This window comes from Streptomyces sp. NPDC002911, assembly GCF_053591835.1.
This window is the reverse complement of record NZ_JBSFUO010000005.1, coordinates 222,177-249,118: the sequence shown is the minus strand read 5'-3', so window position 1 is coordinate 249,118 and position 26,942 is coordinate 222,177. Positions and strand designations below refer to the sequence as shown.

General features: G+C 72.3%; 6 protein-coding genes. 3 read left to right on the top strand and 3 right to left on the bottom strand.

All coding sequences use genetic code 11. The features are described from left to right. The first annotated feature begins 154 nt into the window (after positions 1-154). The gene (locus ACWD04_RS10965) at positions 155-14,632 is read left to right on the top strand and encodes an amino acid adenylation domain-containing protein (RefSeq protein WP_451130371.1); all 14,478 of its coding nucleotides are present in this window, start codon (positions 155-157) and stop codon (positions 14,630-14,632) included. Continuing rightward, on the top strand, positions 14,629-22,191 hold the full coding sequence (locus tag ACWD04_RS10960; RefSeq protein ID WP_451130369.1) for an amino acid adenylation domain-containing protein: 7,563 nt from the start codon (positions 14,629-14,631) through the stop codon (positions 22,189-22,191). The genes ACWD04_RS10965 and ACWD04_RS10960 overlap by 4 nt, the downstream gene beginning before the upstream one ends. A gap of 232 nt (positions 22,192-22,423) precedes the next feature. On the opposite strand, the gene ACWD04_RS10955 is transcribed toward ACWD04_RS10960, so the two are convergent. Beyond that, complete coding sequence (locus ACWD04_RS10955; protein WP_451130367.1) at positions 22,424-23,431, bottom strand: DMT family transporter; 1,008 nt, start codon at positions 23,429-23,431, stop codon at positions 22,424-22,426. Next, positions 23,428-23,673 (bottom strand): hypothetical protein, encoded by a 246-nt coding sequence (locus tag ACWD04_RS10950; protein ID WP_451130365.1) that lies wholly within the window; start codon positions 23,671-23,673, stop codon positions 23,428-23,430. The genes ACWD04_RS10955 and ACWD04_RS10950 overlap by 4 nt, the downstream gene beginning before the upstream one ends. Before the next feature lie 157 nt (positions 23,674-23,830). On the opposite strand from ACWD04_RS10950, the gene ACWD04_RS10945 reads away from it, so the two are divergent. Continuing rightward, positions 23,831-24,232, top strand: coding sequence for a hypothetical protein (locus ACWD04_RS10945; protein WP_451130363.1), 402 nt, complete (start codon positions 23,831-23,833; stop codon positions 24,230-24,232). Positions 24,233-24,289: 57 nt separating this feature from the next. On the opposite strand, the gene ACWD04_RS10940 is transcribed toward ACWD04_RS10945, so the two are convergent. Continuing rightward, positions 24,290-26,719, bottom strand: coding sequence for a SpoIIE family protein phosphatase (locus ACWD04_RS10940; protein ID WP_451130557.1), 2,430 nt, complete (start codon positions 26,717-26,719; stop codon positions 24,290-24,292). Positions 26,720-26,942 lie beyond the last annotated feature (223 nt).

Below are 26,942 nucleotides of genomic sequence, written 5' to 3'. Positions count from 1 at the left end.
TGATTCCAGCCGCGCCTGTCGTCGTGGGCATGGCATGCTTTTCTCCGCCTGCGCCTGCGCCTACCCCGGCGTTGGTGAGGATGCACTGGCGTGGTCGGTTTTACCCGGCCTTTCTTCACCGTCCCCGAAACTCTCCCCAAAGGTGTGGACCGGCATGCAGGAAAACCGTTCACTTCCGACGAACATACTTCCCGAAGATCTCCTCGAACTGACCACGGCTCAGCAGGGCGTCTGGTACGGGCAGCTCATCGACCCTGACAGCCCCAAATACAACATCGGGGAATGCTTCGAGATCCTGGGCGACCTCGACGAGGTATTGTTCGCCGAGGCATTCGGCCGGGCCGTCGACCTGTGCGACAGCCTTCACCTCGAGTTCGTCACCCAGGGCGATACAGTGCGGCAGCACGTCGCACGCCGCCCCACGGCCGGCACCGAGCGGCTCCGCATGGTCGATCTGTCCGGCGCGGACGATGCCGCCGCCGCGGCCGAGGTCTACATGGCCGACGACATGTCCACCGTCGACCGGCTGGACGCCCCGCGCCACCACTTCGCGCTGCTGCGCCTGGGCGTCCGGCTGCGCTACTGGTACGTCCGCTTCCACCACATCGCCTTCGACGGCCTGAGCGGCGCCGTCTTCGGCCGCGCCGTGGCCGATCTCTACGGGCGGGCCGTGCGCGGCGAGAACCTCGCCCTGGCCGAGCTGCCCGCCGCACCCCTGCGCGACCTCGTGGCCGACGAGGCGGCCTACCGCGGCTCGGGCCGCTACGAGGCCGACCGTGCCTACTGGACCGGCAAGTTCGCCGACCTGGCGGGCGCCGACGCGGTGGATCCGGCCGGTGCCGGGACCGATGTGCACGCGCGCGGCGGCAGGGCGCTCATCCGGCGGCGCACCGACGCTCCGGCACCGGCCGCATCCGCCGGAGCGGACATGCGGATGCACCACGGCGAGACCCTGCCCGTCACCGTCCTCGACGACCTGCGCAGGCTCGCCGCCGCTCATCGCACCAGGTGGACCGCCGTCCTCGTGAGCGCGGTCGCCGCCTACGTCGGCCGGGTCACCGGCGCACGGGACATCACCGTGGGCCTCGCCTCCAACGGCCGTCACAGCGGACTGCGGCACGTCGTCGGCATGACGGCCAACATTCTGCCGCTACGCCTGACCGTCACCGCCGACATGACGGTCGGCGCTCTCGTACGTGCCGTCGCGGCCGAGATGGGCGGCGCCCTGCGCCATCGCCGCTTCTCCCGCGACCAGCTCGCCCGTGAGCTGAACATGCCGGAAGGTGCCGCGCGCCTCTCCGATGTCGTCGTCAACATCATGGGCTACGACTACGACCTCGACTTCGCCGGCAGCCCTGCCCCCTCCCGCGTCCTGTCCATCGGACCGGTCGACGACGTGGCTCTCTTCGTCTCCGAACGGGCGGAGGGCAAAGGGCCGTTGATCGGCTTCGACGCCAACCCGCAGTTGTACCGCACCGAAGACGTGCGGCTGCTCCAGCAGGCGCTCGTGTCCTTCCTGTCGGCTCTGGCCCGCGCAGACGCCGAGACGCCTCTCCGTGACCTGCCGTTCTTCGACGGCGCCGCCGCCGAAACGCTGCTCGCCCGGGGGCGAGGCACTGACCTGCCGCTCATGAAGACGGCCTCGAGCCTGCCGGAGGCCTTCGGCGCGCAGGCCCGCCTGACCCCCGACGCCCCGGCAGTGGTGGACGGTACCGTCACGCTCTCGTACCAGCGGCTGGCGCAGGCGGCCGAAGACCTCTCCGGCGCCCTGGCCGGCTGGGGCATCGGCGCCGAAGACGGCGTCGGTGTCCTCGTGGGCCGGTCGGCAGCTCTGGTGTCCGCCACGCTCGGCACGACCGGCGCGGGAGCCGCGTACGTACCTATGGACGCGGCCTGGCCTGCCGAGCGGCTCGGCCGTGTCGCCGAAGTGGCCCGCGTCCGCGCCCTGGTGGTCGACGAAGCCACCGCCACTCGGCCCTGGGTCGAGGAGACGGCCGCCTCCGTGCCGGTGATCGTCGTCGACGGTCTCGGCGGTGTCGTACGCGGCGCTCCACCACGACCGAGACCGCTGCCGGGAGTGAACCGCGCCGACCGGCTCGCCTACGTGATGTTCACCTCCGGCTCCACCGGCCTGCCCAAGGGCGTCGGTGTCACCCACGCCGACGTCCTGGCGCTGGCCGCCGACGCCGCCTGGACGGACGGTGCCTGTGAGGCGGTGTTGCTCCACTCGGCCTACGTGTTCGACGCCTCGACGTTCGAGATCTGGGTGCCGCTCCTGAACGGCGGCTCTGTGGTCGTCGCGCCCGGCGGTGTCCTGGAAGGCCCGGACCTCGAAGATCTGGTGGACCGGCACGGGGTGACCGCACTGTTTCTGACGACAGCTCTGTTCAACGTGGTGGCCGAAGCCGACCCTGCGGCGTTCGCGGGGTTGAGCCTCGTCGCCACGGGTGGTGAGGCCGCCCGCCCGGACCTCATGCAGCAGGTGACCGCGGCCGCGCCCGGCACGCGCGTTCTGCACGTCTACGGGCCCACGGAGACCACGACCTTCGCCACCCGCCACCAGGTCGCCACCGGCACACCGGGTGTCCCGCCCATCGGCCGGGCCCTCGACGGAATGCGCCTGTACGTGCTCGACGGCGCCCTCGGACTGGTGCCGCCCGGCGTCGTGGGGGAGCTCTACGTGAGCGGCCGCGGGGTCGCCCGCGGCTACCAGGGGCGACCGGCGCTGACCGCCACCCGGTTCGTCGCCGACCCGTACGACGCGCGCGGTGGCCGCATGTACCGCACCGGCGACCTCGTGCGCTGGACCGCGCACGGCGACATCGAGTACGTCGGACGCGCGGACGGGCAGGTCAAACTCCGCGGGTTCCGCATCGAGCCGGCTGAGATCGAGAACACCCTGCTCACCGACCCGGCCGTGCGCGCCGCCTGTGTCGTGGTCCGTGAGGACATACCGGGCGACCGGCGGCTCGTGGCCTATGTCGTGGGAGTACCGGGCGCCCGGCCGGACGACACCGCGCTTGCCCGCCGCCTAGGACGCACACTGCCTGCGTACATGGTGCCTTCCGCGTTCGTTTTCCTCGGCGCGCTGCCCCTGAACGCCAACGGCAAGGTCGACCGCCGCGCCCTGCCCGCCCCTCGCGTCGTCGCCGCCACGGGCCGTTACCCGCGCACGGCCTACGAAGAGGTCCTGACCGGCCTCTTCGCCGATGTCCTCGGGGTGGCCGCCGTCGGTACCGACGACAACTTCTTCTCCCTGGGCGGCCACTCCCTGCTCGCCACCCGCCTCACCGGCCGGGTGCGGGCCGTCCTGGGCGCCGAACTCGATCTGCGTACCCTTTTCGGCCACCCCACGGCCGCCTCGCTGGCCGCCGTCCTCGACACGACCCGGACAGCCCGGCCTGCTCTCATCCCGCAGCAACGGCCTGAAACGGTGCCGCTGTCCTTCGCGCAGCAACGCCTGTGGTTCCTCAACCGCGTCGAGGGCCCCAACGACACCTACACCGTCCCGCTCGTCCTCGAACTGGAAGGCCTTCTGGACACGGAAGCGCTGCGTGGCGCCCTGGCCGATGTGGTCGTCCGGCACGAAAGCCTGCGCACCGTCTTCGCCGAGCACGACGGCACAGCCCGCCAGGAAGTCCTCGACGCATCCGCCGCCGCGACGCTCGTCCCCCTCTTCGCCGAGCTGCCCCCGGCCGGGAAGAGCGCCGAAGCCTGGGCCCAGGAGTCGGTACGCCGCCTGTCCGCGGTGCCCTTCGACCTCACCGGCGACGTCGGCGTCCGGGCGTATCTGCTCCGCCTGGGCCCCACCCGCCATGTCCTGATCCTCGCCCTCCATCATGTCGTCGCCGACGGCTGGTCCCTCGCCCCGCTCAGCCGCGACCTCGGCGCCGCCTATCGCGCCAGGAGCTCGGGCACGGGCACGCCCGACTGGCCCGTGCTGCGGGTGCAGTACGCCGACTACGCCCTCTGGCAGCGTCGGCTGCTCGGCGACGACCGCGACCCGGACAGCCTGGCCGCACGCCAGCTCGCCTTCTGGCAGAAGGCGCTGCGCGGCGCCCCTGACCTGCTCGACCTGCCTCTCGACCGGCCCCGCCCGGCCGTGCCCAGCCACCGGGGCGACGCGGTCCCCTTCGAACTGCCCGCGCCCGCGCACGCCGCGCTCACCCGGCTGGCACGCGCCACCGGCTGCACCCCCTTCATGGTGCTTCAGTCGGCCCTCGCCGTGACGCTGCAGGCCCACGGCGCCGGCACCGACATCCTGATGGGCACCGCGGTGGCCGGGCGCACCCACGAGGCACTCGACGACCTGGTCGGGTTTTTCGTCAACACCGTCGTCCTGCGCGCCGACCTGTCCGGCGACCCCACCTTTCGTGAACTGCTGGAGAGGGTCAAGGAGTTCGACATCGCCGCCCTCAGTCACAGCGACATCCCCTTCGAGCGGATCGTGGAGGCGGTGAACCCTGAGCGGTCCGGTGACCACCACCCGCTCTTCCAGACCATGCTGGTCCTCCAGAACCAGGAGCGGGCGAGGCTCGATCTTCCCGGAGTCACTGTCCACGACCGGTCCCGGCACACCGGAGTCAGCAAGTTCGACCTGACGTTTTCGCTCACCGAAGTCACCGAAGTCACCGAAGTCACCGAAGTCACCCGACCCGCCGCACACCCCGACCCGGCCGAGGGCGCGTCCGCGGACACCTTCGCCGCGACCGGCGGCATCGGCGGTCACCTCGAATACGCCACCGACCTCTTCGACGCCGCCACCGCACACGCTCTGTGCGCACGCTTCGCCCGCGTCCTCACCCTGGCCGTGACCGACCCCGACCGTTCAGTCGGCGACCTCGACCCCCTCGCTCCGGGCGAGCGGGACCGCCTCCTCGGCCTGGGGCGCGGGGCGGATCTTCCACTGCCCGCCCGTACGGCGCCCGGAGCGGTCCGGGAGTGGGCCGCACGCACACCCCACGCCGTCGCCGTGCGCGACGAGCACACGAGCCTCACCTACGCCGAGCTCGACGCCCGCGCCGACGCACTCGCCCACGTCCTGCGCGAGCGAGGCGCGGGCCGGGAGGACAGGGTGGCCCTTGCCGCGCCGCCGTCCGTGGACACCGTCGTCGCCATGCTGGCCGTTCTGCGGGCAGGCGCCGCCTACCTGCCCGTCGACCCGCAGTATCCGGCCGCCCGCATCCGGTACGTGCTCGACGACGCCCGGCCCGTCCTGCTGCTCACCACCGCGGACGTCCACGCGAGCCTGCCCGCCTGCGACGTACCGTGGCTCGCCCTCGACGGCCCGGCCGCCCGGCCCACGGGGCCCACCGGACCCGTCCCGGACCCACCCCACCCGGCGGATCCCGCGTACGTCATCCACACCTCCGGCTCCACCGGCCGCCCCAAGGGTGTGGTCGTGCCACACTCCGCTCTGGCCAACCACATGGCCTGGATGGCGCGGCACCTGGCCGTCACCCCGGGCGACCGGGTCCTCGCCCGCACCTCGAGCAGCTTCGACGCCTCCGTATGGGAGCTGTGGCTCCCGCTGACGAACGGCGCCGAAGTCTGTCTGCTCCCGCACGACGCCAACCGGGAAGCCCGCACCCTCGTCTCCTGGATGAGCCGATTCGGCGTCACGGTCGCCCAGTTCGTTCCCTCGCACCTGGCCCTCGTCCTGGCCGAGGCGGCGCACGCCGCGCCGCTCCCCAACCTGCGCGCCGTATTGTGCGGCGGGGAACCGTTACCGCGCGCCCTCGCCGACGACGTCACCGAGCTGTGGCGGACCGAGGTGCACAATCTCTACGGGCCGACCGAAGCGACCATCGACGCCACCGCCCACCGCACGGACGGACACCCGGATGCCCGCACGCCGTCCGAGACCGTGCCGATCGGCCTCCCCGTCGACACCATGCGCGCCTACGTCCTCGACGGCCGGCTGCGGCCCGTACCACCCGGCGTCACCGGGGAGCTGTACCTGTCGGGCCCCAACCTCGCCCGCGGCTACCTGGACCGACGGGGCCTGACTGCCGCGCGGTTCGTGGCCGACCCGTTCGACGCCACCGGTGCCCGCATGTACCGGACGGGCGACCTCGTGCGGTGGAACGGGCACGGTCTGCTCGACTACGTCGCCCGCGCCGACGACCAGGTCAAACTCCGCGGCTACCGGATCGAGTTGGGCGAGGTCGAGGCCGCCCTCCTGGCGAGACCCGGCGTCACCGCCGCCTGCGCGCTGATCCGCGAGGACATACCGGGGCGGCGCGGGCTCGTCGCCTACGCCGTCACGGAAGACCCCGCGCTGCGCCCCGCCACTCTGCGCGACGGCCTCGCCGAGACCCTGCCGCGCCACATGGTTCCCGGCGCCGTCGTCGTCATGGACAGCCTCCCGCTTCTGCCCAACGGCAAGGTGGACCGGCGTGCCCTGCCCGAACCCGAGGCGGGCAGCGACACCCCCGGCGGGCCGGGCGGGAGCACACTCCAGGAAGACGTGCTCGCCGGAATCTTCGCCGATGTCCTGGGCCGGTCCCTCGTCGGACCGCACGACAGCTTCTTCGACCTCGGCGGGCACTCGCTCCTGGCCATGCGCGTCGTCAGCCGCGTCCGTGCCGTCCTGGGTGCCGAGACAGCCGTACGCACCCTTTTCGAGCACCCGACCGTCGCCGGCCTGGCCCGTGTCCTCGGCACACCGGGCCGGACCCGCCCACCGGTGGTGCCCGTGGCACAACGGCCGGACCCGCTGCCGCTGTCCTTCGCGCAGCAGCGCCTGTGGTTCCTGAACCGGCTCGAGGGCCCCAGCTCCACCTACAACATCCCGCTCGTCCTCGAACTCGACGGCGCCCTGGACAGCGACGCCCTGCGCGTCGCCCTGCTCGACGTCGTGGAGCGGCACGAGGCGCTGCGCACCGTCTTCCCCGAACGGGACGGCGTCCCGCACCAGGTGGTGCTCCCCGCGAGCACCGCCGCACCCCGCCTGCCCGTCGTGACTTCGGCGCCCGCGGACCTCGAGGACGCCGTCCTGGCCGCCGTGCGCGAGCCGTTCGACGTCGTGACGGACGCGCCGCTGCGCGGCCTGCTTCTGCGCGCCGCACCCGGCCACCACGTCCTGGTGCTCGTCCTGCACCACATCGCGGCCGACGGCTGGTCACTCGCTCCGCTCGCCCGCCACCTCGGCGACGCCTACCGGGCCCGGCTGGCGGGCCAGGAACCCGAGCAGACGGTCGGCACCCCGCTCCAGTACGCCGACTACACCCTCTGGCAGCACGCGGTCCTGGGGGACGGCGTCGCGCCGCAGAGCGTCCTGCGGCAGCAGCTCGACCACTGGCACGTCGCCCTGGCGGGCCTGCCGGGTCTGATCGACCTGCCGCTGGACCGGCCTCGCCCGGTCACGACCGACCCGAGGGGAGCCGTCCACACCTTCGACGTCCCGGCCCATCTGCACACCCGTCTTCTGCGTCTCGCCGCGGAGTCGGGCAGCAGCCTGTTCATGGTGCTCCAGGCGGCGGTGGCCACCCTGCTGCACCGGCACGGCGCGGGTGACGACATCCCGCTCGGCTCGCCCGTCGCCGGCCGCTCGGACGAGGCACTGGAGGAACTGGTCGGGTTCTTCGTCAACACGCTCGTCCTGCGCACGGACCTGTCCGGTAGCCCGACCTTCCGGGAACTGCTCGTACGGGTGAGAGAATTCGACCTGGCCGCGTACGCACACCAGGACGTGCCCTTCGAGCGTCTCGTCGAGAGTGTCAACCCCGTCAGGGCGCGCAACCACCACCCTTTGTTCCAGACCATGCTGGTCCTGCAGAACCAGCAGGCGGCCCGCGCCGACCTGCCGGGTCTCACCGTCCAGGACCGGCTCGCGCACAACGGCCTGAGCAAGTTCGACCTCACCTTCGCCTTCACCGAGGAGCGGGCCGAGGGCGGCCTCACCGCCGGGATCGAGTACGCATCCGCCCTCTTCGACCGGACCACCGTCGAAACCCTCGCCACCCGCCTGGTCCGCCTCCTGGAGCAGGTGGCGGCCGACCCCGGCCTGCCCCTGGCGGGTTACGGCCTGATGACCCCGGACGAGCACGCCCGTGTCACGCACTGGGGCACCGGCCGCAGCCTGCCCACGCGTGCCGTGGACGCCACGCTGCCCGTGCTTTACGCGGCTCAGGCACACCGCACACCCGGCGCCGTGGCCGTGACAGGCGGCGACGCCACCCTCACGTACGCCGAACTCGACCAGATCTCCGACGACCTCGCACGCACCCTGGCGGGCCACGGCGTCGAACCCGAGGCCGGGGTCGGCGTACTGCTCGCCCGGTCGCCGGCCGTGGTGTCGGTGTCCCTGGGCGCGGTCCGCGCGGCAGGCGCCTACGTTCCGCTGGACGCGCGCTGGCCGGAGGAACGGCTCGACCAGGTCGCCGAGGTGGCGGCTGTGCGCGTCCTCGTCGTCGACGAGGAGGCCTCGGCCACTCCCTGGGTCACCGCGACGGCCCGCCGGCTGCCGGTCGTGGTCGTGGACCGGCTCGGCCGGGTCCTTCGGGGCGCTCCCGATCGGCCGGGCCGCCCGGCCGCCGTACCGGGCCCCGGTGCGCTCGCCTACGTGATGTTCACCTCCGGCTCGACCGGCCTGCCCAAGGGCGTCGGTGTCACGCACGCCGACGTGCTCGCGCTCACGGCCGACTCCGCCTGGGACGGAGGCGCCGCCGACGCGGTCCTGATGCACTCGGCGTACGTATTCGACGCCTCCACCTTCGAGATCTGGGCTCCGCTCCTGCGCGGCGGCCGGATCGTCGTGGCGCCGGACGGCTTCCTGGAGGCCGGTGTACTGGGCGACGCCGTCCAGGAGCACGGCGTGACCGCCGTCTTCCTGACGACGGCTCTCTTCAATGTGATCGCCGAGACCGGGCCGGGCGCCTTCGCAGGCCTCCGACTCGTGTGCGCCGGTGGGGAACCGGCTTCACCGGAGGCGATGCAGCGGGTCGCCGGCACCGTGCCCGGCGTGCGTGTCCTGCACGTGTACGGGCCCACGGAGACCACCACCTTCGCCACCCGCTACGACGTGGCGGCCGACCTGCCGTCCGGCCCGCCGCCCGTCGGCCGCGCCCTGGACGGCATGCGCCTGTACGTCCTCGACGGCTCCCTGGGCCCGGTGCCACCGGGAGTCGTGGGCGAGCTGTACCTCGCGGGACGCGGCGTGGCACGCGGGTACACCGGCCTCCCGGGCCTGACCGCCACCCGTTTCGTGGCCGACCCGTTCGATCCCGCAGGCGGGCGCATGTACCGCACCGGCGACCTCGTCCGGTGGGCCCACGACGGCCAGATCGCCTACGTCGACCGCGCGGACGGGCAGGTGAAACTGCGCGGATACCGCATCGAACTCGGCGAGATCGAAGGCGTGCTCGCCTACTGCGACGGCATCGCCGACTCCGTCGTCGTCGTCCGCGAGGACACGCCCGGCGACCGGCGGCTGGTCGCCTACGTGACGCCCGCCGACGGCGCGCGCCCTGAACCCGGCGACCTCGCCCACGCCGTCGGCCGGTCCCTGCCCGCCTATATGGTGCCCTCCGCCTTCGTCGTGCTCGACGCACTGCCGCTGACCCTCAACGGCAAGGTCGACCGGCACGCTCTGCCCGCCCCCGAGCTCCATGCTCCGGCCCGCGGACGCGCCGCCCGCACCGCCGTCGAGGAGATCGTGTGCGGACTCTTCGCCGACGTGCTCGGCCTCGACGGGGTGGGCGCCGACGACGACTTCTTCGCCCTGGGCGGCCACTCGCTGCTCGCCACCCGCCTCACCGCGCGCATACGCCCCGCACTCGGCGTGGAGGTCCAGGTCAAGGCCCTCTTCGAACACCCCACCCCGGCGGCGCTCGCCGCCACGCTGGACGGCGCCGAAACGGCCGAACGCCCCCTGGAGCGCGTCACGGACCGCCCCGATCCGCTGCCACTGTCCTACGCCCAGCAGCGCCTGTGGTTTCTCAACCGGTTCGAGGGCCCCAGCGCCACGTACAACGTGCCGCTGGTGCTCCGCCTGCACGGCCCGCTCGACGCGGACGCGCTGGAGAACGCCCTCGCGGACGTCGTCGAACGCCACGAGAGCCTGCGCACGGTCTTTCCCGACACCGACGGCGTGCCGCGTCAGGTCGTCCTCGACGCCGCCGGCGCCGACCTCGACCTGACGCCCCGCGACACCGCCCCCGACCTCCTCGACGACATCCTGAGCGCCGAGGTGGCGCACACCTTCGACGTGAGCACGGACATTCCCGTACGGGCCCGGCTGGTGCGGCTGGACGCCGAAGACCACGTCCTGGTGCTGGTCGTCCACCACATCGCGAGTGACGGCTGGTCCCTCGCCCCACTCGCTCGCGACCTGGGCGAGGCGCACCGGGCACGTACCGAGGGGGTGGAGCCCTCCTGGACACAACTCGGCGTCCAATACGCCGACTACACCTTGTGGCAGCGTGCGCTCCTCGGCGACGAGGAAGACCCGGCCGGGCAGGCCGCCCGCCAACTGGAATTCTGGCGCGCCGCACTCGCCGGCGCTCCCGACCTGCTCGATCTGCCCTACGACCGCCCGCGCCCCGCCGTCACGGCGCACAGCGGTGACGCGCTCACCTTCCCCGTCGACGCGGACACCCACCGGGCCCTGGTGGAACTCGCCCGGGCCCGCGGGTGCAGCCTTTTCATGGTGCTCCAGGCGGCTCTGTCGGTGCTCCTGTCCCGTCACGGCGCCGGCGAGGACATCCCGCTCGGCACCGCCGTCGCCGGACGCACCGACCAAGCCCTCGACGAACTGGTGGGCTTTTTCGTCAACACCCTCGTCCTGCGCACCGACCTGAGCGGGGACCCCACCTTCGGCGAGGTGCTCGACCGCGTGCGGGAATTCGACCTGGCCGCCTACGCCCACCAGGACGTACCGTTCGAACGGCTGGTGGACTCCCTCAGCCCGGCCCGGGCCCAGAACCACCACCCGCTGTTCCAGACCATGCTCGTCCTCCAGAACCAGGCGGACGCGGTGGTCGATCTGCCCGGTCTCACGGTGACGGAACAGCCCGTGCACACCGGCATCAGTAAATTCGACCTGACCTTCACCTTCACCGAGACACGTGACGGCGCAGGCCGGCCGGCCGGCCTCTACGGCGTCCTGGAGTTCTCCACCGAACTCTTCGCCCATGCCACCGCGCACACGCTTGCCGCCCGGCTGACCCGCCTGCTCGCCACACTGGCCGCCGATCCCGGACGGCGCGTCCACACCACCGACGTCCTGGACCCGGCCGAGCGGCGGAACCTCCACCGCGCCGCGCACGCCGCGGTCCGGCCGATCAAGGCCCGCACGGCGCCCGAGGCGTTCCGCGCCCAGTGCGCACGGACCCCCGCGGCGACCGCCGTGCTGGACGGCGAGCACCGCCTCACCTTCGGCGAACTCGACGCGCTCTCCGACGACCTGGCGCACCACCTGCACAGCCGGAGCATCGGCCGCGACGACCTCGTCGCCCTCGCCCTCGAAGGCACCGCCGACCAGGTCGTGGCGATGCTGGCGGTCGCCAAGGCCGGGGCCGCGTACCTGCCGGTCGACCTGGAGTACCCCGAGGCGCGTATCACCTACATGCTCGACGACGCCCGTCCGGCGCTTCTCCTCACCCACGGCACCGCCCGGGCCGCGCGGTACGGCGCGTCCATACCCTGCCTCGCCCTCGACGACCGGGCGGCCTGGTCCACCGGGCGCGCGGCTCCGCAGGCCGTCGTGCCTGACCCGCAGGACGCGGCGTACGTCATCTACACCTCGGGCTCCACCGGCCGCCCCAAGGGCGTCATGGTCACCCACGCCTCCCTGACCAACCACATGGCGTGGATGGCGGACCACCTCGGCCTCACAGGCGAGGACCGGGTCCTCGCCCGCACGTCGCCGAGTTTCGACGCCTCGGTCTGGGAGACCTGGCTGCCCCTCCTGCACGGCGGTGCCACCTGTCCCGTGCCGCCCACCGTCAACCACGACCCGGCGGAGCTGCTGGCCCGGATGCGCGAGGCCGGCACGACCCTCGCCCAGTTCGTGCCCTCACACCTCTCGCTCGTCCTCACGGAGACCGCTCCCGAGGAGGCGCCCACGACGCTGCGTGCCGTCCTGTGCGGCGGTGAACCCCTGCCCCGGAGCCTGGCGGAGCGAGTCCGGTCGGTGTGGTCGGTCGACGTGCACAACCTCTACGGGCCCACCGAGACGACCATCGACGCCGCCGCCCACCACTACCGGGGCGGGAAGGCGGACGTCCCGGCTGGCGAGGGGACCGTCCCGCTCGGCCGCCCCGTCGACAACACTCGCGCCTACGTCCTGGACGCCGGTCTCCAGCCGGTGCCGCCGGGCGTCACCGGTGAGCTCTACGTCGCGGGCGACGGCCTCGCGCGCGGCTACCTCCGGCGCCCGGGCCTGACCGCCTCACGGTTCATCGCCGATCCGTACGGTCCCGGGGGGAGCCGCATGTACCGCACGGGCGATCTCGTCCGGAGGGACACCGACGGCCTGCTCAGCTATGTCTCCCGTGCCGACGACCAGGTCAAGCTGCACGGCTTCCGCATCGAACTCGGCGAGATCGAGGCCGCTCTCGCCGCGCTCGACGGCGTCGCCGCCGCCTGCGTCCTCGTCCGGGAGGACCGCCCGGGGGAGCGGCGTCTGGCCGCCTACACCGTCTCCGACGAGCGGGGCGGCACCGCACCCCTCACCGACGGTGAGCTGCGTGCCCGGCTGATGTCGGCCCTGCCGCCGTACATGGTGCCCGCCGTCTTCGTCCCCCTCGACGCGCTGCCCCTGCTGCCCAACGGAAAGACCGACCGGCGCTCCCTGCCCGCCCCGGAGCGCCCCGCGGCCACCCGGCCCGGCGGACAGCCGCGCACCGCCCCGGAAGGCGTCCTGTGCGACGTGTTCGCTTCCGTCCTGCGTACACCCGCCGTCCGCACCGACGACGACTTCTTCGCGCTCGGCGGTGACAGCATCCTCTCCATCCAGCTGGTCAGCCGCGTCCGCGAGGCCGGCCTCGGTGTCACTCCGCGCGATGTCTTCGTCCACCGCACGCCCGAGGCCATCGCGGCCGTCGCCACCCCCCTGGGCCGCGAGACCGCCGCCCCGGCCGGGCCGGGCACGGGCGAGATGCCACCGACGCCCATCGCCGCCTGGTTCCTGGAACGGCCCGGCACCACTGACGGATACAACCAGTCCGGGGTGCTGCGGACGCCCGCAGGCGCCGACGAGGGTTCCCTCGTCGACACCCTCCAACTGCTCATCGACCACCACGACATGCTCCGCCTGCGCACCACCCGGTCGGCGGACGGCGCACCCGTCCTCGAGGCCCTGCCACCCGGCTCCGTGCCGGCCCGACGCCGCTTCACCCGGGTCGACGTCGCGGGTCTCGACACCGACGGCGTCCGCGCCGCCGTCACCGAGGCGGGCGAACAGGCCCGCAGGCGGCTGCGGCCCGCACACGGGCGGGTGATCGAGGCCGTCTGGTGCGACGCCGGGCCCCGCACACGCGGGCGGCTGCTGCTCGTCGTGCACCACCTGGCCGTCGACGCGGTGTCCTGGCGCATCCTCGCCGCCGACGTGGCCACCGCCTGGCAGGTCACTACCGAGGCCCCCGCCGCCGGGGAACGGGTGGCGGCACTTCTCCCGGCTGCCACGTCCTACCGGCAGTGGGCACAACTCCTCGCCTCCCAGGCGCGCGACGCCACGCGCGAGGCGGAACTCGATCTGTGGCGAACGGCGCTGAGTACCCCCGACCCGCAGATGGGGTACCGGGCGCTCGACCCCGACCGGGACACCGCCGACCGGACGCGCACCCTGATCACGCACCTGCCCGCCAGGTGGACGAAAGCCCTGCTCACCAACGTGCCCGCCGCCTTCCACGCAGGGGTGGACGACGTCCTGCTCACGGGACTCGCTCTTGCCGTCTGCGCCTGGCGGGCGGAGCGGGCCGACGCCCTCGGTGGGGCCCGGCCGGGCGGCACCGCCGTGCTCCTCGACCTGGAGGGCCACGGCCGCGAGCAGATCGCCGGCCACCTCGACCTCTCCCGTACCGTCGGCTGGTTCACCAGTCTCTACCCGGTCCGGCTCGACCCCGGGCCCGTCGACGCCCACCGTCCCGGACGCTTCGACGCGGTTCTGGTCGAACGCGCCCTCAAGCGCGTCAAGGAACAGTTGCGAACCATCCCCGACCACGGTGTCGGCTACGGAATGCTGCGCCACCTCAACCCGGCCACCCGTCCTCCGCTGGCCACTGCGCCCGACCCCCAGATCGGCTTCAACTACCTCGGCAGGTACGCCGCCGCGCACGGGACGGCGTACGGGGGCGAAGGCGTCGACTGGGAGGTACTGCTCGACGGCGGCGGGCCGCGTGCTCAGGACCCCGACATGCCCGTCCACCACGTGCTCGACATCAACGCGCACACCGAGGACCTGCCGGAGGGTCCACGCCTGGTGACCCGCTGGACCTGGCCCAGCGACCTCCTCAAGGAGGAGGACGTGGAGGCCCTTACCGGCACGTTCGTCCGCGCCCTGCGCGCCATCGCCGAACATGCCGGACGGCCCGAGGCCGGCGGCTGGACGCCCTCCGACCTGCCGCTGGTCTCGCTCGACCAGGCCCAGATCGACCGACTGCAGAACAAGTGGGGTGGACGCAAGTGACCGGGTTCCGACTGGAAGACGTACTTCCGTTGACGCCGTTGCAGGCAGGCATGCTCTTTCACGCGCTGTACGACTCCCACGCCGTGGACGTCTACACCGCGCAGTTCGTCTTCGACCTCGAAGGCCCCGTCGCTGTCCCCGCTCTGCGTGCAGCCGTCGACGGCCTGCTGCGGCGGCACGCCAACCTGCGGGTCGGCTTCCTCCACGAGGACCTGGACGAGCCCGTCCAGGCGGTCGCCGCCGAGGTTCCGGCGCCGCTGGAGGAACTGGACCTGAGCGGCGCCGACGGCACGGGTACGGCACAGGCGCGTCTCACCGCGTTCCTCGCCGCCGACCGTACCCGGCGTTTCGACCTCGCCACCCCGCCGCTGATGCGCTTCACCCTGGTGCGAACCGGAGCGGAACGCCACAGGCTCGTCATGACGAGCCATCACATCCTGCTCGACGGATGGTCGATGCCCCTGCTCGTGCGGGAACTCTTCGAGCTGTACGCACGCCGAGGCGACGACAGCGCCCTGCCGCGCGTCGCCCCCTACCGCACCTACCTCGCGTGGCTGGCCCAGCAGGACCGTGCCGCCGCCCTGGACGTCTGGCGCACCGCCCTGGCCGGAATCGAGACGCCGACCCTGCTCGCGGGGCGTGGCGGGGCGGACGTGCCGGAGTCCGGTGACCTGCCCGAGACCCTGGTGCTCGACCTGGACGCGGCCACGACGCACCGGCTGCGTGAGACGGCCCGCGCCCACCGGCTCACCCTCAACACCTTGGTCCAGGGCGCCTGGGGTCTGCTGCTCGCGCACCTCACCGGACGCTCCGACGTCGTGTTCGGCACCACCGTCTCCGGCCGACCGCCCGAGGTCCCCGGCATCGAGTCGATGGTCGGCCTCTTCATCAACACCGTGCCGGTACGGGTCCGCCCGGCACCGGGCGAGACCCTGGCAGCCCTCCTGACCCGCCTCCAGGAGGAACAGGGCCGTCTCCTCGGCAGTCAGTACGTGGGTCTGACCGAGATACGCGGCGTCACGGACCTGGACGAACTCTTCGACACCCTGGTCGTATTCGAGAACTACCCGATGGACGCCGAGGCCCTGCGCACCGCCCAGCAGGGTCTCGGAATCACCGTGACCGGATTCAGCGGGACGGACGCGGCTCACTACCCGCTCACCCTCACCATCGCTCCGGGCAAAGCCCTGAGGATCACCTTCGGTCATCGGGCCGCTGCCGTCGACCGTGACGAGGTGGCCCGCACGGTCGTCCGCATGCGGCGGCTGCTGACCGCGATGGCGGAAGGGCTCGACAGTCGCGTCGACGCCGCCCCCGTCCTCCTGCACGGCGAGCGTGAGGCGCTGCTCGCCCAAGGGCGTGGCTCGGAGCTCGCATGCGGTTCCCTCGACGAGAGCATCCCGGACGCCGTCGCCAGGCGCACCGCCCGGCATCCGGATGCCGTGGCCGTTTCCGGAGCGGGTGAACAGCTGACGTACCGTCAACTCACGGACATGACGGCCGGTTTGGCCGGTGCCCTGGCTGGGCTCGGCACGGGCGCGGAGGATGGTGTCGGCATCCTCCTGGGCCGCTCGACGGCCCTGGTCACCACATCCCTGGCGGTCTTGCGCGCGGGCGCCGCCTACGTACCGCTCGATCCGAGCTGGCCCGCCGAAAGGCTCACGCGTGTCGCCGAGGTGGCCGCCCTGCGCGTCCTGATCGTCGACGGGACGACCCGCACACACCCGTGGGTGTGCCGACTCGGCCCCGGGGTGCGCGTGGTGACCGTAGACGGTGCGGGTCGGGTCGTCCACGGAGGGCCCACCGTCCCGGGGGCTCTCCCCACCGTCACGGGTGGCGCCCGGCTCGCGTACGTGATGTTCACCTCCGGTTCCACCGGCCTGCCCAAGGGCGTCGGCGTCTCCCACGCCGACATCACCGCCCTCGCGTTCGACCGGACGTGGAGTGACGGCGCGGCCGAAGCCGTCCTGCTGCACTCGGCGTACGTCTTCGACGCCTCCACCTTCGAGATCTGGGCCCCTCTCCTCAACGGGGGCCGCGTCGTCGTGGCCCCCGAGGGTGCCCTCCAGCCCGCCGTGCTCCGGGACCTCGTCGCCCGCGACGGCGTGACGGCGGCGTTCTTGACGACGGCCCTGTTCAACGTCGTCGCGGAGACCGACCCCGGTGCCCTGGGCCTGCTGCGGCTGGCCGCCTCCGGAGGCGAGGCCGCGGCGCCCGGCGTCCTGCAGCGCATCGCCGCCACCCATCCGGGTACCGCCTTCTTCAACGTCTACGGGCCCACCGAGACCACCACGTTCGCGACTCGGCACCGCGTACGCTCCGGCGACGCTCCCGACGGCGTGCCGCCGATCGGCCGGCCGCTCGACGGCATGCGCGCCTACGTCCTCGACGCGGCGATGCGGCCCGTGCCGCCCGGTGCCGAGGGCGAACTGTACGTCGCCGGCACGGGTGTCGCCCGCGGTTACCTGGGGCGCTTCGGCCTCACCGCCACCCGGTTCGTCGCCGATCCGTTCGCCGGGACCGGCGCGCGGATGTACCGCACCGGCGACCTCGTCCGCCGGGGGAGCGACGGCACCCTGCACTACATCGCCCGAGTCGACCAGCAGATCAAACTCCGCGGCCACCGCATCGAGCCCGCCGAGATCGAAGCAGTCCTCCGCGCCGACGCGTCCGTGCGCGCGGCCTGCGTCCTCGTTCGCGAGGATCTGCCCGGCGATCGCACCCTGACCGCCTACGTCGTCCCGGCCCCCGGACACACCGCGGACCCGGAACTGCTCGCCGCACACGTAGGCCGTCAGCTGCCCACCTACATGGTGCCGGCCGCCATCCAGTCACTCGTCGCGCTGCCGCTGACTCCCAACGGCAAGCTCGACCGGTCGGCCCTGCCCGCGCCCGACACCCTGCCCGGCGCGGGGGGGCGTCCGCCGCGAAATGCGTACGAGGAGATCCTCGCCGGGCTGTTCGCCGGCGTACTGGGTGTGACCCGCGTCGCCATGGACGACAGCTTCTTCGCCCTGGGCGGACACTCCCTGCTCGCCACCCGGCTCGTGGGCCGCATCCGCACCGCCCTGGCCACCGAGACCGAAATCCGCACCCTCTTCGAGAACCCCACCGTCGCCACCCTCGCCACCGCCCTGCAGGACGCGGACCGTCCCGCCCGCCCCGCCCTCGTGCCGCAGGAACGCCCCACCGTGCTTCCGCTCTCCTACGCCCAGCAGCGGTTGTGGTTCCTCCACCGCCTCGAAGGCCCCTCCGCCACCTACAACATTCCCTTCGCCCTGCGCATCGACGGACCGCTCGACACGGAAGCCCTGGGCCGGGCCCTCCGCGACGTCATCAACCGGCACGCCTCCCTGCGCACCGTCTTCCCGGCCGGTGACGGCAGACCGCACCAGCACATCACCGCCCCGGACGACGTCCGCCTCCCGTTCACCCTCGAAGCCGTCCGGGAGGAGAGGCTCCCCGACCGGATCAGAGCCGCCGCGACCACACCGATCGACATCGAGCACCGTCTCCCGCTCCGGGCGGTGCTGCTGCGCCCAGCCGACGACGCCCACGTCCTGGTCCTCGTGATCCACCACATCGCCGCCGACGGCTCCTCCCTGGCACCCCTCGCCCGCGACCTCGGCGTCGCCTACCGCGCCCGCGTTCGCGGCGGGGCGCCGGCATGGACGGAACCTCCCGTCGACTACGCCGATCACACCCTCTGGCAGCGCCGCCTGCTGGGCGACGAGCACGACCCCGAGAGCCTCGTGGGACGACAGCTGGCGTACTGGAAAGGCGCGCTGCACGGACTGCCCGAGATGGTCGACCTGCCGTGGGACCGGCCGCGTCCCGCCACGCCCCGGCACACCGGCGCCACCCACGACTTCGCCCTCGACCCCAGCACCGCCCGGCGGCTCGCGCAGCTCGCCCGCGCCCGCGGGTGCAGCGTCTTCATGGTGCTCCAGGCCGCCCTGTCGACCCTTCTCTCCCGGCACGGCGCGGGCGACGACATCCCGCTGGGCACGGCCGTCGCAGGACGCACCGACGAGGCCGCCTCGGACCTCGTCGGCTTCTTCGTCAACACACTCGTGCTGCGCACGGACCTGACCGGCGACCCCACGTTCCTCGAACTCCTGGACCGCGTGAAGGAGTTCGACCTCTCCGCGTACGCGCATCAGGACGTGCCCTTCGAGCGCCTGGTGGAGCTGCTCAACCCCGAGCGCTCGCGGAACCACCACCCGCTCTTCCAGACCATGATCATTCTCCAGAACCACACCCCCGCGGCTCCGGTCGACCTGCCCGGCCTCACTGCGTGCGGCGTACCGGTCGACCTCGGGGTCAGCAAGTTCGACCTGTCGTTCACCTTCACCGAGACGTACGACGACAGCGGCACGCCCAGCGGTATGCGGGCCGCCGTCGACTACGCGACGGAACTCTTCGACGCGGCCACGGTCGGCGGCCTCGCCGGACGGCTCGTCCGGCTGCTCACCGCCGTCACCACCGACCCGGAGCGCAGGCTGAGCACGTACGACGTTCTCACCGCCGCCGAGCGCACCCGCCTCGCCGCCTGGGAAACCGGTCCCGTCGAGAACGTGCCCGAGTCGACAGTCCCCGCACTCTTCGAGCAGTGGGCCGAGCGCACCCCGGACGCCCCGGCCGTCCGCGACGCGGGCACCACCCTCACCTACGGTGAGCTCAACGCCCGCGCCGACGCCCTCGCCCGGCACCTCGCGGCGCGGAACATCGGCCCGGAGGACCGGGTGGCCGTCGCTCTTCCCCGCACCCAGGACCTCGTCGTCGCCCTCCTCGGCGTCCTCAAGGCCGGCGCGGCATACGTGCCGCTCGACCCGGATTACCCGGCCCGTCGCCTGTCCTACATGCTCGACGACTCCCGGCCGCGCCTGCTCCTCACCACGCCCGCCGTACGCCGCCGCCTCCCCAGGTCGACGACGCCCTGCATGTACGTCGGCGACCTCAGCACATCGACGTCCGCTCCCACCGGCCCCGCCCCGGCCCTGCTTCCGGCGCACCCGGCGTACGTCATCTACACGTCCGGCTCCACCGGCCGCCCCAAGGGGGTCGTGGTCACCCACCGGGGGGCCGGCGCCATGGCCAGGACCCAGAGCGAGCGGCTGCGCGTCGCGCCGGGCAGCCGGGTACTGCACATGGCATCCGTCAGCTTCGACGCCGCGTTCTGGGAACTGTGCATGGGCCTGCTTTCCGGGGCCTGTCTGGAGATCGACGAACGCGACGCCCTGCTGCCCGGTCCCACCCTCGCCGCGCTGGTCCGCGAGCGGGGCGTCAGCCACCTCACCCTGCCGCCCGCCGCCCTCGCGGTGATGCCGCCCGACTCGCTGCCCGTCGGGACCACAGTGGTCCTCGCCGGGGAGGCGTGCCCACCGGCCCTGGTGCACACCTGGGCGCGGGACCGGTTTCTCGTCAACGCCTACGGCCCGACGGAAACCACCGTCTGCGCCACCATGAGCACCTTCCAGCACGCGGAAGGGCCGCTCGCCCCCGACCGCACCGTGCCCATCGGCGTGCCCGTCAACGGCACCCGCGTCCACGTCCTGGACGACCGGCTGGCACCGGTGCCGGCCGGCGTCGTCGGCGAACTGTACGTCGCCGGTGCGGGAGTGGCCCGTGGGTACCACGGCCGGGCCGCCCTCACCGCGTCCCGCTTCGTGGCCGACCCGTTCGACCGGGCGGGGGGTCGCATGTACCGCACCGGTGATCTGGTGCGCTGGACTGCCGACGGGGAGCTCCTCTATGTCTCCCGCGTCGACGACCAGGTCAAACTCCGCGGCTTCCGCATCGAACTCGGTGAGATCGAAACCGCGCTCACCGCCCTGCCCGGGGTCGCCGCGGCCTGCGTCGTCGTCCGCGAGGACCGGCCCGGCGACCGGCGGCTGGTCGCCTACACCGTGTCCGCGGGCGGTGCCGCAGGCCCGGACGACGTCGAGGTGCGCACGCACCTCGCCGCCACCCTGCCCGACCACATGATCCCCGCCGCCCACGTACGGCTCGACGTCCTGCCCGTCACTCCCAACGGCAAGACCGACCGGCGCGCCCTGCCCGCGCCCGACATGACCGCACCGGCCGGCCGTCGGGCGCCGGGCACCGCTCGCGAGCGCGCCCTGTGCGAGGCCTTCGCGGAGACGCTCGGCGTGCCCGAGGTGGGAGTCACGGACGACTTCTTCGCCTTGGGAGGCCACTCGCTTCTCGCCGTCACCCTCGCCCAGCGGATCGCGGAACGGTGCGGCCGGCGCCCCTCTCTGCGCGCCCTGTTCGCGACACCCACGGTCGAAGGCATCGCCCGTCTCCTGGAGAGCGGGGCGGGGGAGGAGAACCAGGAGAACGCCGTGGCACCGGACCTCGCCGCCGATGTCCGCCTGGCAGCGGACATCACGGTCCGGACCGACGCGGCCCCGGTGCCCGCCCCCGCCCGCAGGCCGGCCCGCCCTTCCGCCCGGCCTCTTCTGACCGGCGCTTCCGGGTTTCTCGGCGCCTTCCTCCTGCGCGACCTCATCGAGACCACCGACGGCCCGGTCGACTGCCTCGTACGGGCCGAGGACGAGCAGCGTGCTGCGCACAGGCTCCGCGCCAACCTGGAGCGCTACGGCTTGTGGAGCCCCCGGTACGCGGACCTGATCCGCCCCGTTCCCGGGGACCTCGGCGCACCCGGCCTGGGTCTGTCACCTGCGGACCGGACGGCCCTGGTCCGTCGCCTCGGTCCTGTCTTCCACAACGGCGCGCGCGTCAACTTCGCCGCCGGATACGGTGAACTGCGAGCCCCCAACGTGGCCGGCACCGAGGAACTGCTGCGCCTGCTCGCCGACTCCGCCTCACCAGGGATGCATTACCTCTCGACCACGAGCGTCTACGCCCCGGCGCCCGGCCCCGATCCCGTCACCATCACGGAGTCGACCCCGACGGGCCCGGCCTCCGGCCTGCCCGACGGATACGCCCAGAGCAAGTGGGTCGCCGAACAACTCGTCGGCCTGGCCCGCGGACGCGGCCTGCCGGTCACCGTCTACCGGCCCGGCCGCATCAGCGGTGACACCACCACCGGCGCCTGCCAGGAACGAGACCTGCTGTGGCAGCTCATCAAGGGGTGCCTCCAGGCGGGCGCGGTGCCGGACCTGCCCTACGGCACGACCGACTGGGTACCCGTGAACTACGTCAGCGCGGCGGTAGTGGCGCTTTCCGCGTCCAGCCGGACGGGTGCCGAGACCCATCACCTCACCAACCCGGACGCACCGGGTCTGGACCGCGTCTTCGAAGCGGCCGCCCGCCTCGGCCACGCGCTGCGAACCCTCCCCGCACCGCAGTGGCAGGCCCGCGTCGCGACACAACACGACAACGCGGCGCAACTGTTCCTCGGTGAGGAGGGGCGGACCCGGCACGAGGCGATGGAGCGCCGCGGCTTCGACTCGAGCCGGACGGCCAAGGCAGCGGGTGCCCTGGGCATCCACCTGCCACCCCTGACCGACGACATCCTGACCCGCTACCTGACCTACTTCCACGGAACAGGCTTCCTGCCCACTCCGCAGGGGGGACGGGCCGCGACGTAACCGGTCCGCGCGCCGCAGCCGGCGTCGGACAGGGCCGCGCCGACCGCGGTCACGACGGTCCGGCCGAGGTGACGGGCCCCGGAGGGGTCGCCGAGCAGGGCTCGTACCGCGCGCGGTCCGAAAGGGCTCCCCGCGGGCCGTCGCGGGCCCCGAGGCACGGGCGCGGAGCGACCGGCTCCGCTTTGCTGTGCGACCGCGTCGGCGCTGCCGCGCGCGGGCGCCCCTCGCTCGGTCAACTTCGGACGCTGCGAGTCGTCGGTCCGCTGTCGTCCCGGGTGCCGCTGGTGAGTCTTCCGGTGGTCGCCCGGGACATGGAAGGCTTTCGGGTCGGTGTGGTGAGCACGGCGAGGCAGCCGACGACCAGGACGATGCCGCCCCATCCGAGGAGGGGCAGGCGCTCTCCGACGACCAGCACGGCGAGGACGGCTGCGACCACCGGTTCGAGCAGTGAGAGTGTGGTCGCGGTGCTCGCCGGGACGTGGGCCAGTCCCCAGCCGAACAGGACGTAGCCGATAAACATCGGCACCAGAGCCATGTAGGTCCCGACGGCCGAGTTGGACCAGGAGTGGAGTAGCGGGGCGCCGGTGGCCAGCAGCACGGGCAGGAGCAGCAGAGCGCCCAGCCCGAAGATGGTTCCCATGGCCGCGCCGGAGGTGACGCCGTCGCTGATGAGGCGGTGGGCCGACCAGGAGTACAGGGCGTAGGTGAGTCCGGCTACCAAGCCGAGCCCCACGCCGAGTACGGTCTCGCCCACGGACCGAGTCCCGGGGGCGGAGTGTGCTGTGGTCGCCTCCGCCACGCACAGCAGCACGGTTCCGGACAGGCCCAGGGCGGCGCCGGTCATCCAGCGGCGGGTGAGGCGGCGCCCGTCCACGGTGCCCTCGATCACAGCGGAGGCGAGCGGGGCGGAGCCGATCGACACCACGGTGCCCGCGGCGACTCCGGCCAGGTGCATGGAGCTGTAGAACGCGAGCGGATAGACCCCCACCGCCAGTGCGCCCAGCGCGATCGCTCCGGGCTGCGTGCGCAGCCGAGACGTCTGGCGGGCAATTCGGGGGGCGGCTACCAGGGCCTGGAGCAGTCCGCCCACGCCCATGGCCGCGGCACCGATCGCGAGAGGCCCTACGGCGGGGGCGAAGGTCGCAGCGGTGCCCGTGGTCCCCCACAGGACCGATGCCATGAGCACACACAGAGAGCCCAAGCCCGTCGAGCCGGCCGCATGTCCGGTTGGCCGCGTCACAGCCGGTACAGGAGGTTGGCTGCCATCATCCGAGCCTGCTGCAGACGCGTTCCTGCACCCTCCAGGCCGGCGCGTGTCATCGCGCCTTCCAGCAGGAGGGCCGCCTCGGCGGTGATCGTGTCGATCCCGGTTGCTGATATGCCGTCCGCGTGGAAACGGCGCTCTGTGGCGGCGAGTAGCCGCAGGCGCGCGGGCTCCGGCTTCTTCCTGGGTCGCGTCTCCGGGGCTGGGGCGTCGCTCATGTAGTCCCTCCGAGGTGCTGGGTAGGTCAGTCTGCCTAATCGAGAAGTGGGCGGACCGGGCGCCCGCATGGTGAGTGCTGTGCGGGCCGGAGGATCTCCGGTGGCCGGAGGAGCACGAGTGGCAGGCCGCCCTTGACCACCTCGAAGGAGACCAGGAGTGAGCCCCACCCAACAGGCCCCCCGCAAGCGCCTCACCACCTCGGCGAAGAGCGCCTTGTTCGCCGACCCGGGGCAGCGCACCGCCCGCGCTCCGTTCGGTCACGCGCTCAACCGGCTCGCCGAGGAGCGTCGGGAGATCTCCGGGCTCTCGGCAGACCTGGCGAAGTACACCGACATGCACGTGCGCCAGGGCCCCGGCGCGAGACGCGTGCCAGGTCATCCCCGAGCGGCCCTTGCCAGGAACGCCTACGACCGCCCGGCCGGTCACTATTCCGGCCCGGACGATTTCAGCCCTCTGTACAACCCCGGCCCCACCGAGTGCGTACGCCGTGTGGGTCCGCGTCACGATCTTGCCGTGAAGGGGCCGTCCACTCACCGTCGGCGACGTGGACGAGCATGACGCGGAGGCGGTTCTGTCGGAGTAGTGACGAAATGCCGAGGGGGTCTGAACACCCCTCTAGGCTGGAAGGAGCTGCTCGGTCCAAATCGTTTTGCCGACGCCTGTGGAGCGACTGCCCCAGCGCTCCACGATCTGGGCGACGATCATCAAACCGCGGCCGCCCTCATCGTAGTAGCGAGCTCGACGAAGGTGCGGGGCGGCGTTGCTGCCGTCGGAGACCTCGCATATGAGCGTGTTGTCAAGGATGAGGCGCAGCTGCACGGGAGGGCCGCCGTATCGGACGGCATTGGTGACCAACTCGCTGACGACGAGTTCCGTCGTGAAGACGACTTCCTCCAGGTGCCAGGCGGACAACTGGGCGCGGGCCAGCTCGCGGGCACGAGCAACGACCGCGGGATCGCTCGGTAGCTCCCACGTGGCGACCCGGTCGGAGTCGAGCGAGAGGGGGCGCGCCAGGAGTAGTGCGGCGTCGTCGGCGCGTCGCTCTGATGACAGGTTACGCATCACCGCGTCGCATGTGTCCTCCAGGGCGCGGTCCCGAGCGGCGAGTACGGCATGCAGCTGGGCATGGCTATCCGCGGAGGCGGTGTCGAAGAGGCCATCGGTGTAGAGGGCGAGGACACTGCCTCTGCTCAGCTCGAACTCCGTAACCTCGAAGGGCAGCCCACCGACGCCCAGGGGAGGGCCGGCGGGGATGTCAAGCTCGCGGACAGTTCCCCCCGGAGTGACCAGGGTCGGTGGAGGATGGCCGGCCCGGGCCATGGCACAGCGGCCGGAGATGGGGTCGTAGACGGCGTACAGACACGTCGCACCCATTTCACCGACAGGCTGATCAGCTGGGTCGGAGCCGTCGTCCACCGTGTCACTGCTGTCCAGCCGCAGCACGATGTCGTCCAGCTGCGTCAGCAGCTCGTCGGGTGCCAGGTCCACGTCGGCCAGGGTGCGCACTGCCGTGCGCAGCCGCCCCATGGTGGCGGAGGCCTGAATGCCGTGGCCGACCACGTCACCCACCACAAGGGCGACTCTTGCCCCGGACAACGGTATGACGTCGAACCAGTCGCCCCCGATGCCGGCTCGGGAGTGAGCGGGCAGATAGCGGGAGGCGACCTCCACGGCGGACTGCCGCGGCGCCCGCTGGGGGAGCAGGCTCCGCTGCAGGGCCAGAGCGACGCTGCGTTCGCGGGCATAGCGACGTGCGTTGTCCACACATAGGGCCGCCCGGGCTGTGAGCTCCTCGGCCAGGTGCAGATCCTCTTCGTCGAACGGTTCCGGCGCCCGGTGGCGGGCGAACATGGCCAGTCCCAGGGGGATGCCGCGGGCCTGCAGCGGGGTGACCATCAGGGAGTGCATCCTGTACGCAGTGATACTGCGGGCGCGCTCGGAGGAGCCGGCGGCCCAACTCGTCAGGTCGCGAGCATCGACCTGGTGGAGTGAAGCGCGGCCGGTGGCCAAGGCGCGGCCCGGCGGCGAGCTCGCAGCGTAGGTATGGGTTGCGCCGACGGCGACGACCGCCTCCGGGCACCCCGCCAGCACGGAGTGCTGGGCGGTACGACGGAAGAGCAGGACGTCGCCCTGGGGCACCGCGTCCATGTCTTCCCCCTGCAATACCGGCTCCAGCAGATCTACCACGGCGAAGTCGGCGAAGTGGTCACAGGCAAATGCCGCCAGTTCCTCCGCAGTACGCCTGAGATCGAGTGTCGTGCCGAGGTGCAGCCCCGCATCGTTGAGCATGCTCAGCCGCCGTCGGGCCCGAAACGGTTCCGTGGTGTCCATTGCTGCCATGGACATGGCATGAATGGTGCCCCTGTCGTCCCGGACCGGAGACAGGGACAACAGCCACGCGTGTGGGCGAGCCTCTCCTGGGGCCCTCAGGTATACCTCCCATGGCACCGTTTCTCCGTCGCGGAGCACCCGAGCGACAACGCCTTCCACTTCCTCCATACCGGCGATGGGCTGCCCGGGCCCGGACGTTCCGATGCGTACTCCGAGCAGCTCCCGTTCGGACTTTCCCATGGCGCGTTCCATAGCCGCGTTGACGGAGATGGCGAGCCCGGCGCGGTCGAAGAGCGCCATGGGAAGGGAGATCTGGTCCAGCGCCCACTCTTTGAACAGCGCAGTCGCCTCGGCTTCGCCCTGCACGCTCGGACGGCCGCTGAGGACCCAGTGGGTAGTCCGCACTTCCTGCAACAGAGGACGCGCCTCGACTGCTACGTCCACCCGGTGTCCGTCCCGGTGTTGCAGAGTGATCGATCCGCTCCAGCGATGACCGATTTCGCAGGCCGCCGTAGCTGTGGCGGGAAGCGTCCCCACGAGCAGTGCGGCGGCCGGCCTCCCGACCACTTCGACCGGTTCGTAACCCAGCAGCCATTGCGCGCCGGCGCTCCAAGCGGTGAGCCGACCGTGGTCGTCGACCGAGACCACGGGTCTCCCGATCGGCGAGGGCCCCGAGCGGCTTTCGCCGGCCGCTGCTGCGGCGTCGTCGTTCATGGCACAGCTCAGGCCTCTCTTCGGCCGGCGTATGGCGGTCCACGCTGTCTTGCTCACGGCTCTATTCCAAGACTGCTCCCTACGTGCACACTCCACAAGCAGAGGTGGATAAGGACTTCGCACTCCCGAAGGGCGGCAAAACGCGCGTAGTGGATGTGCTGGAATCCGTTGCGAGTGCACCTTTTGAGCACATGAGCCATCGGTGGCGGTTGAGCTTCCCCGG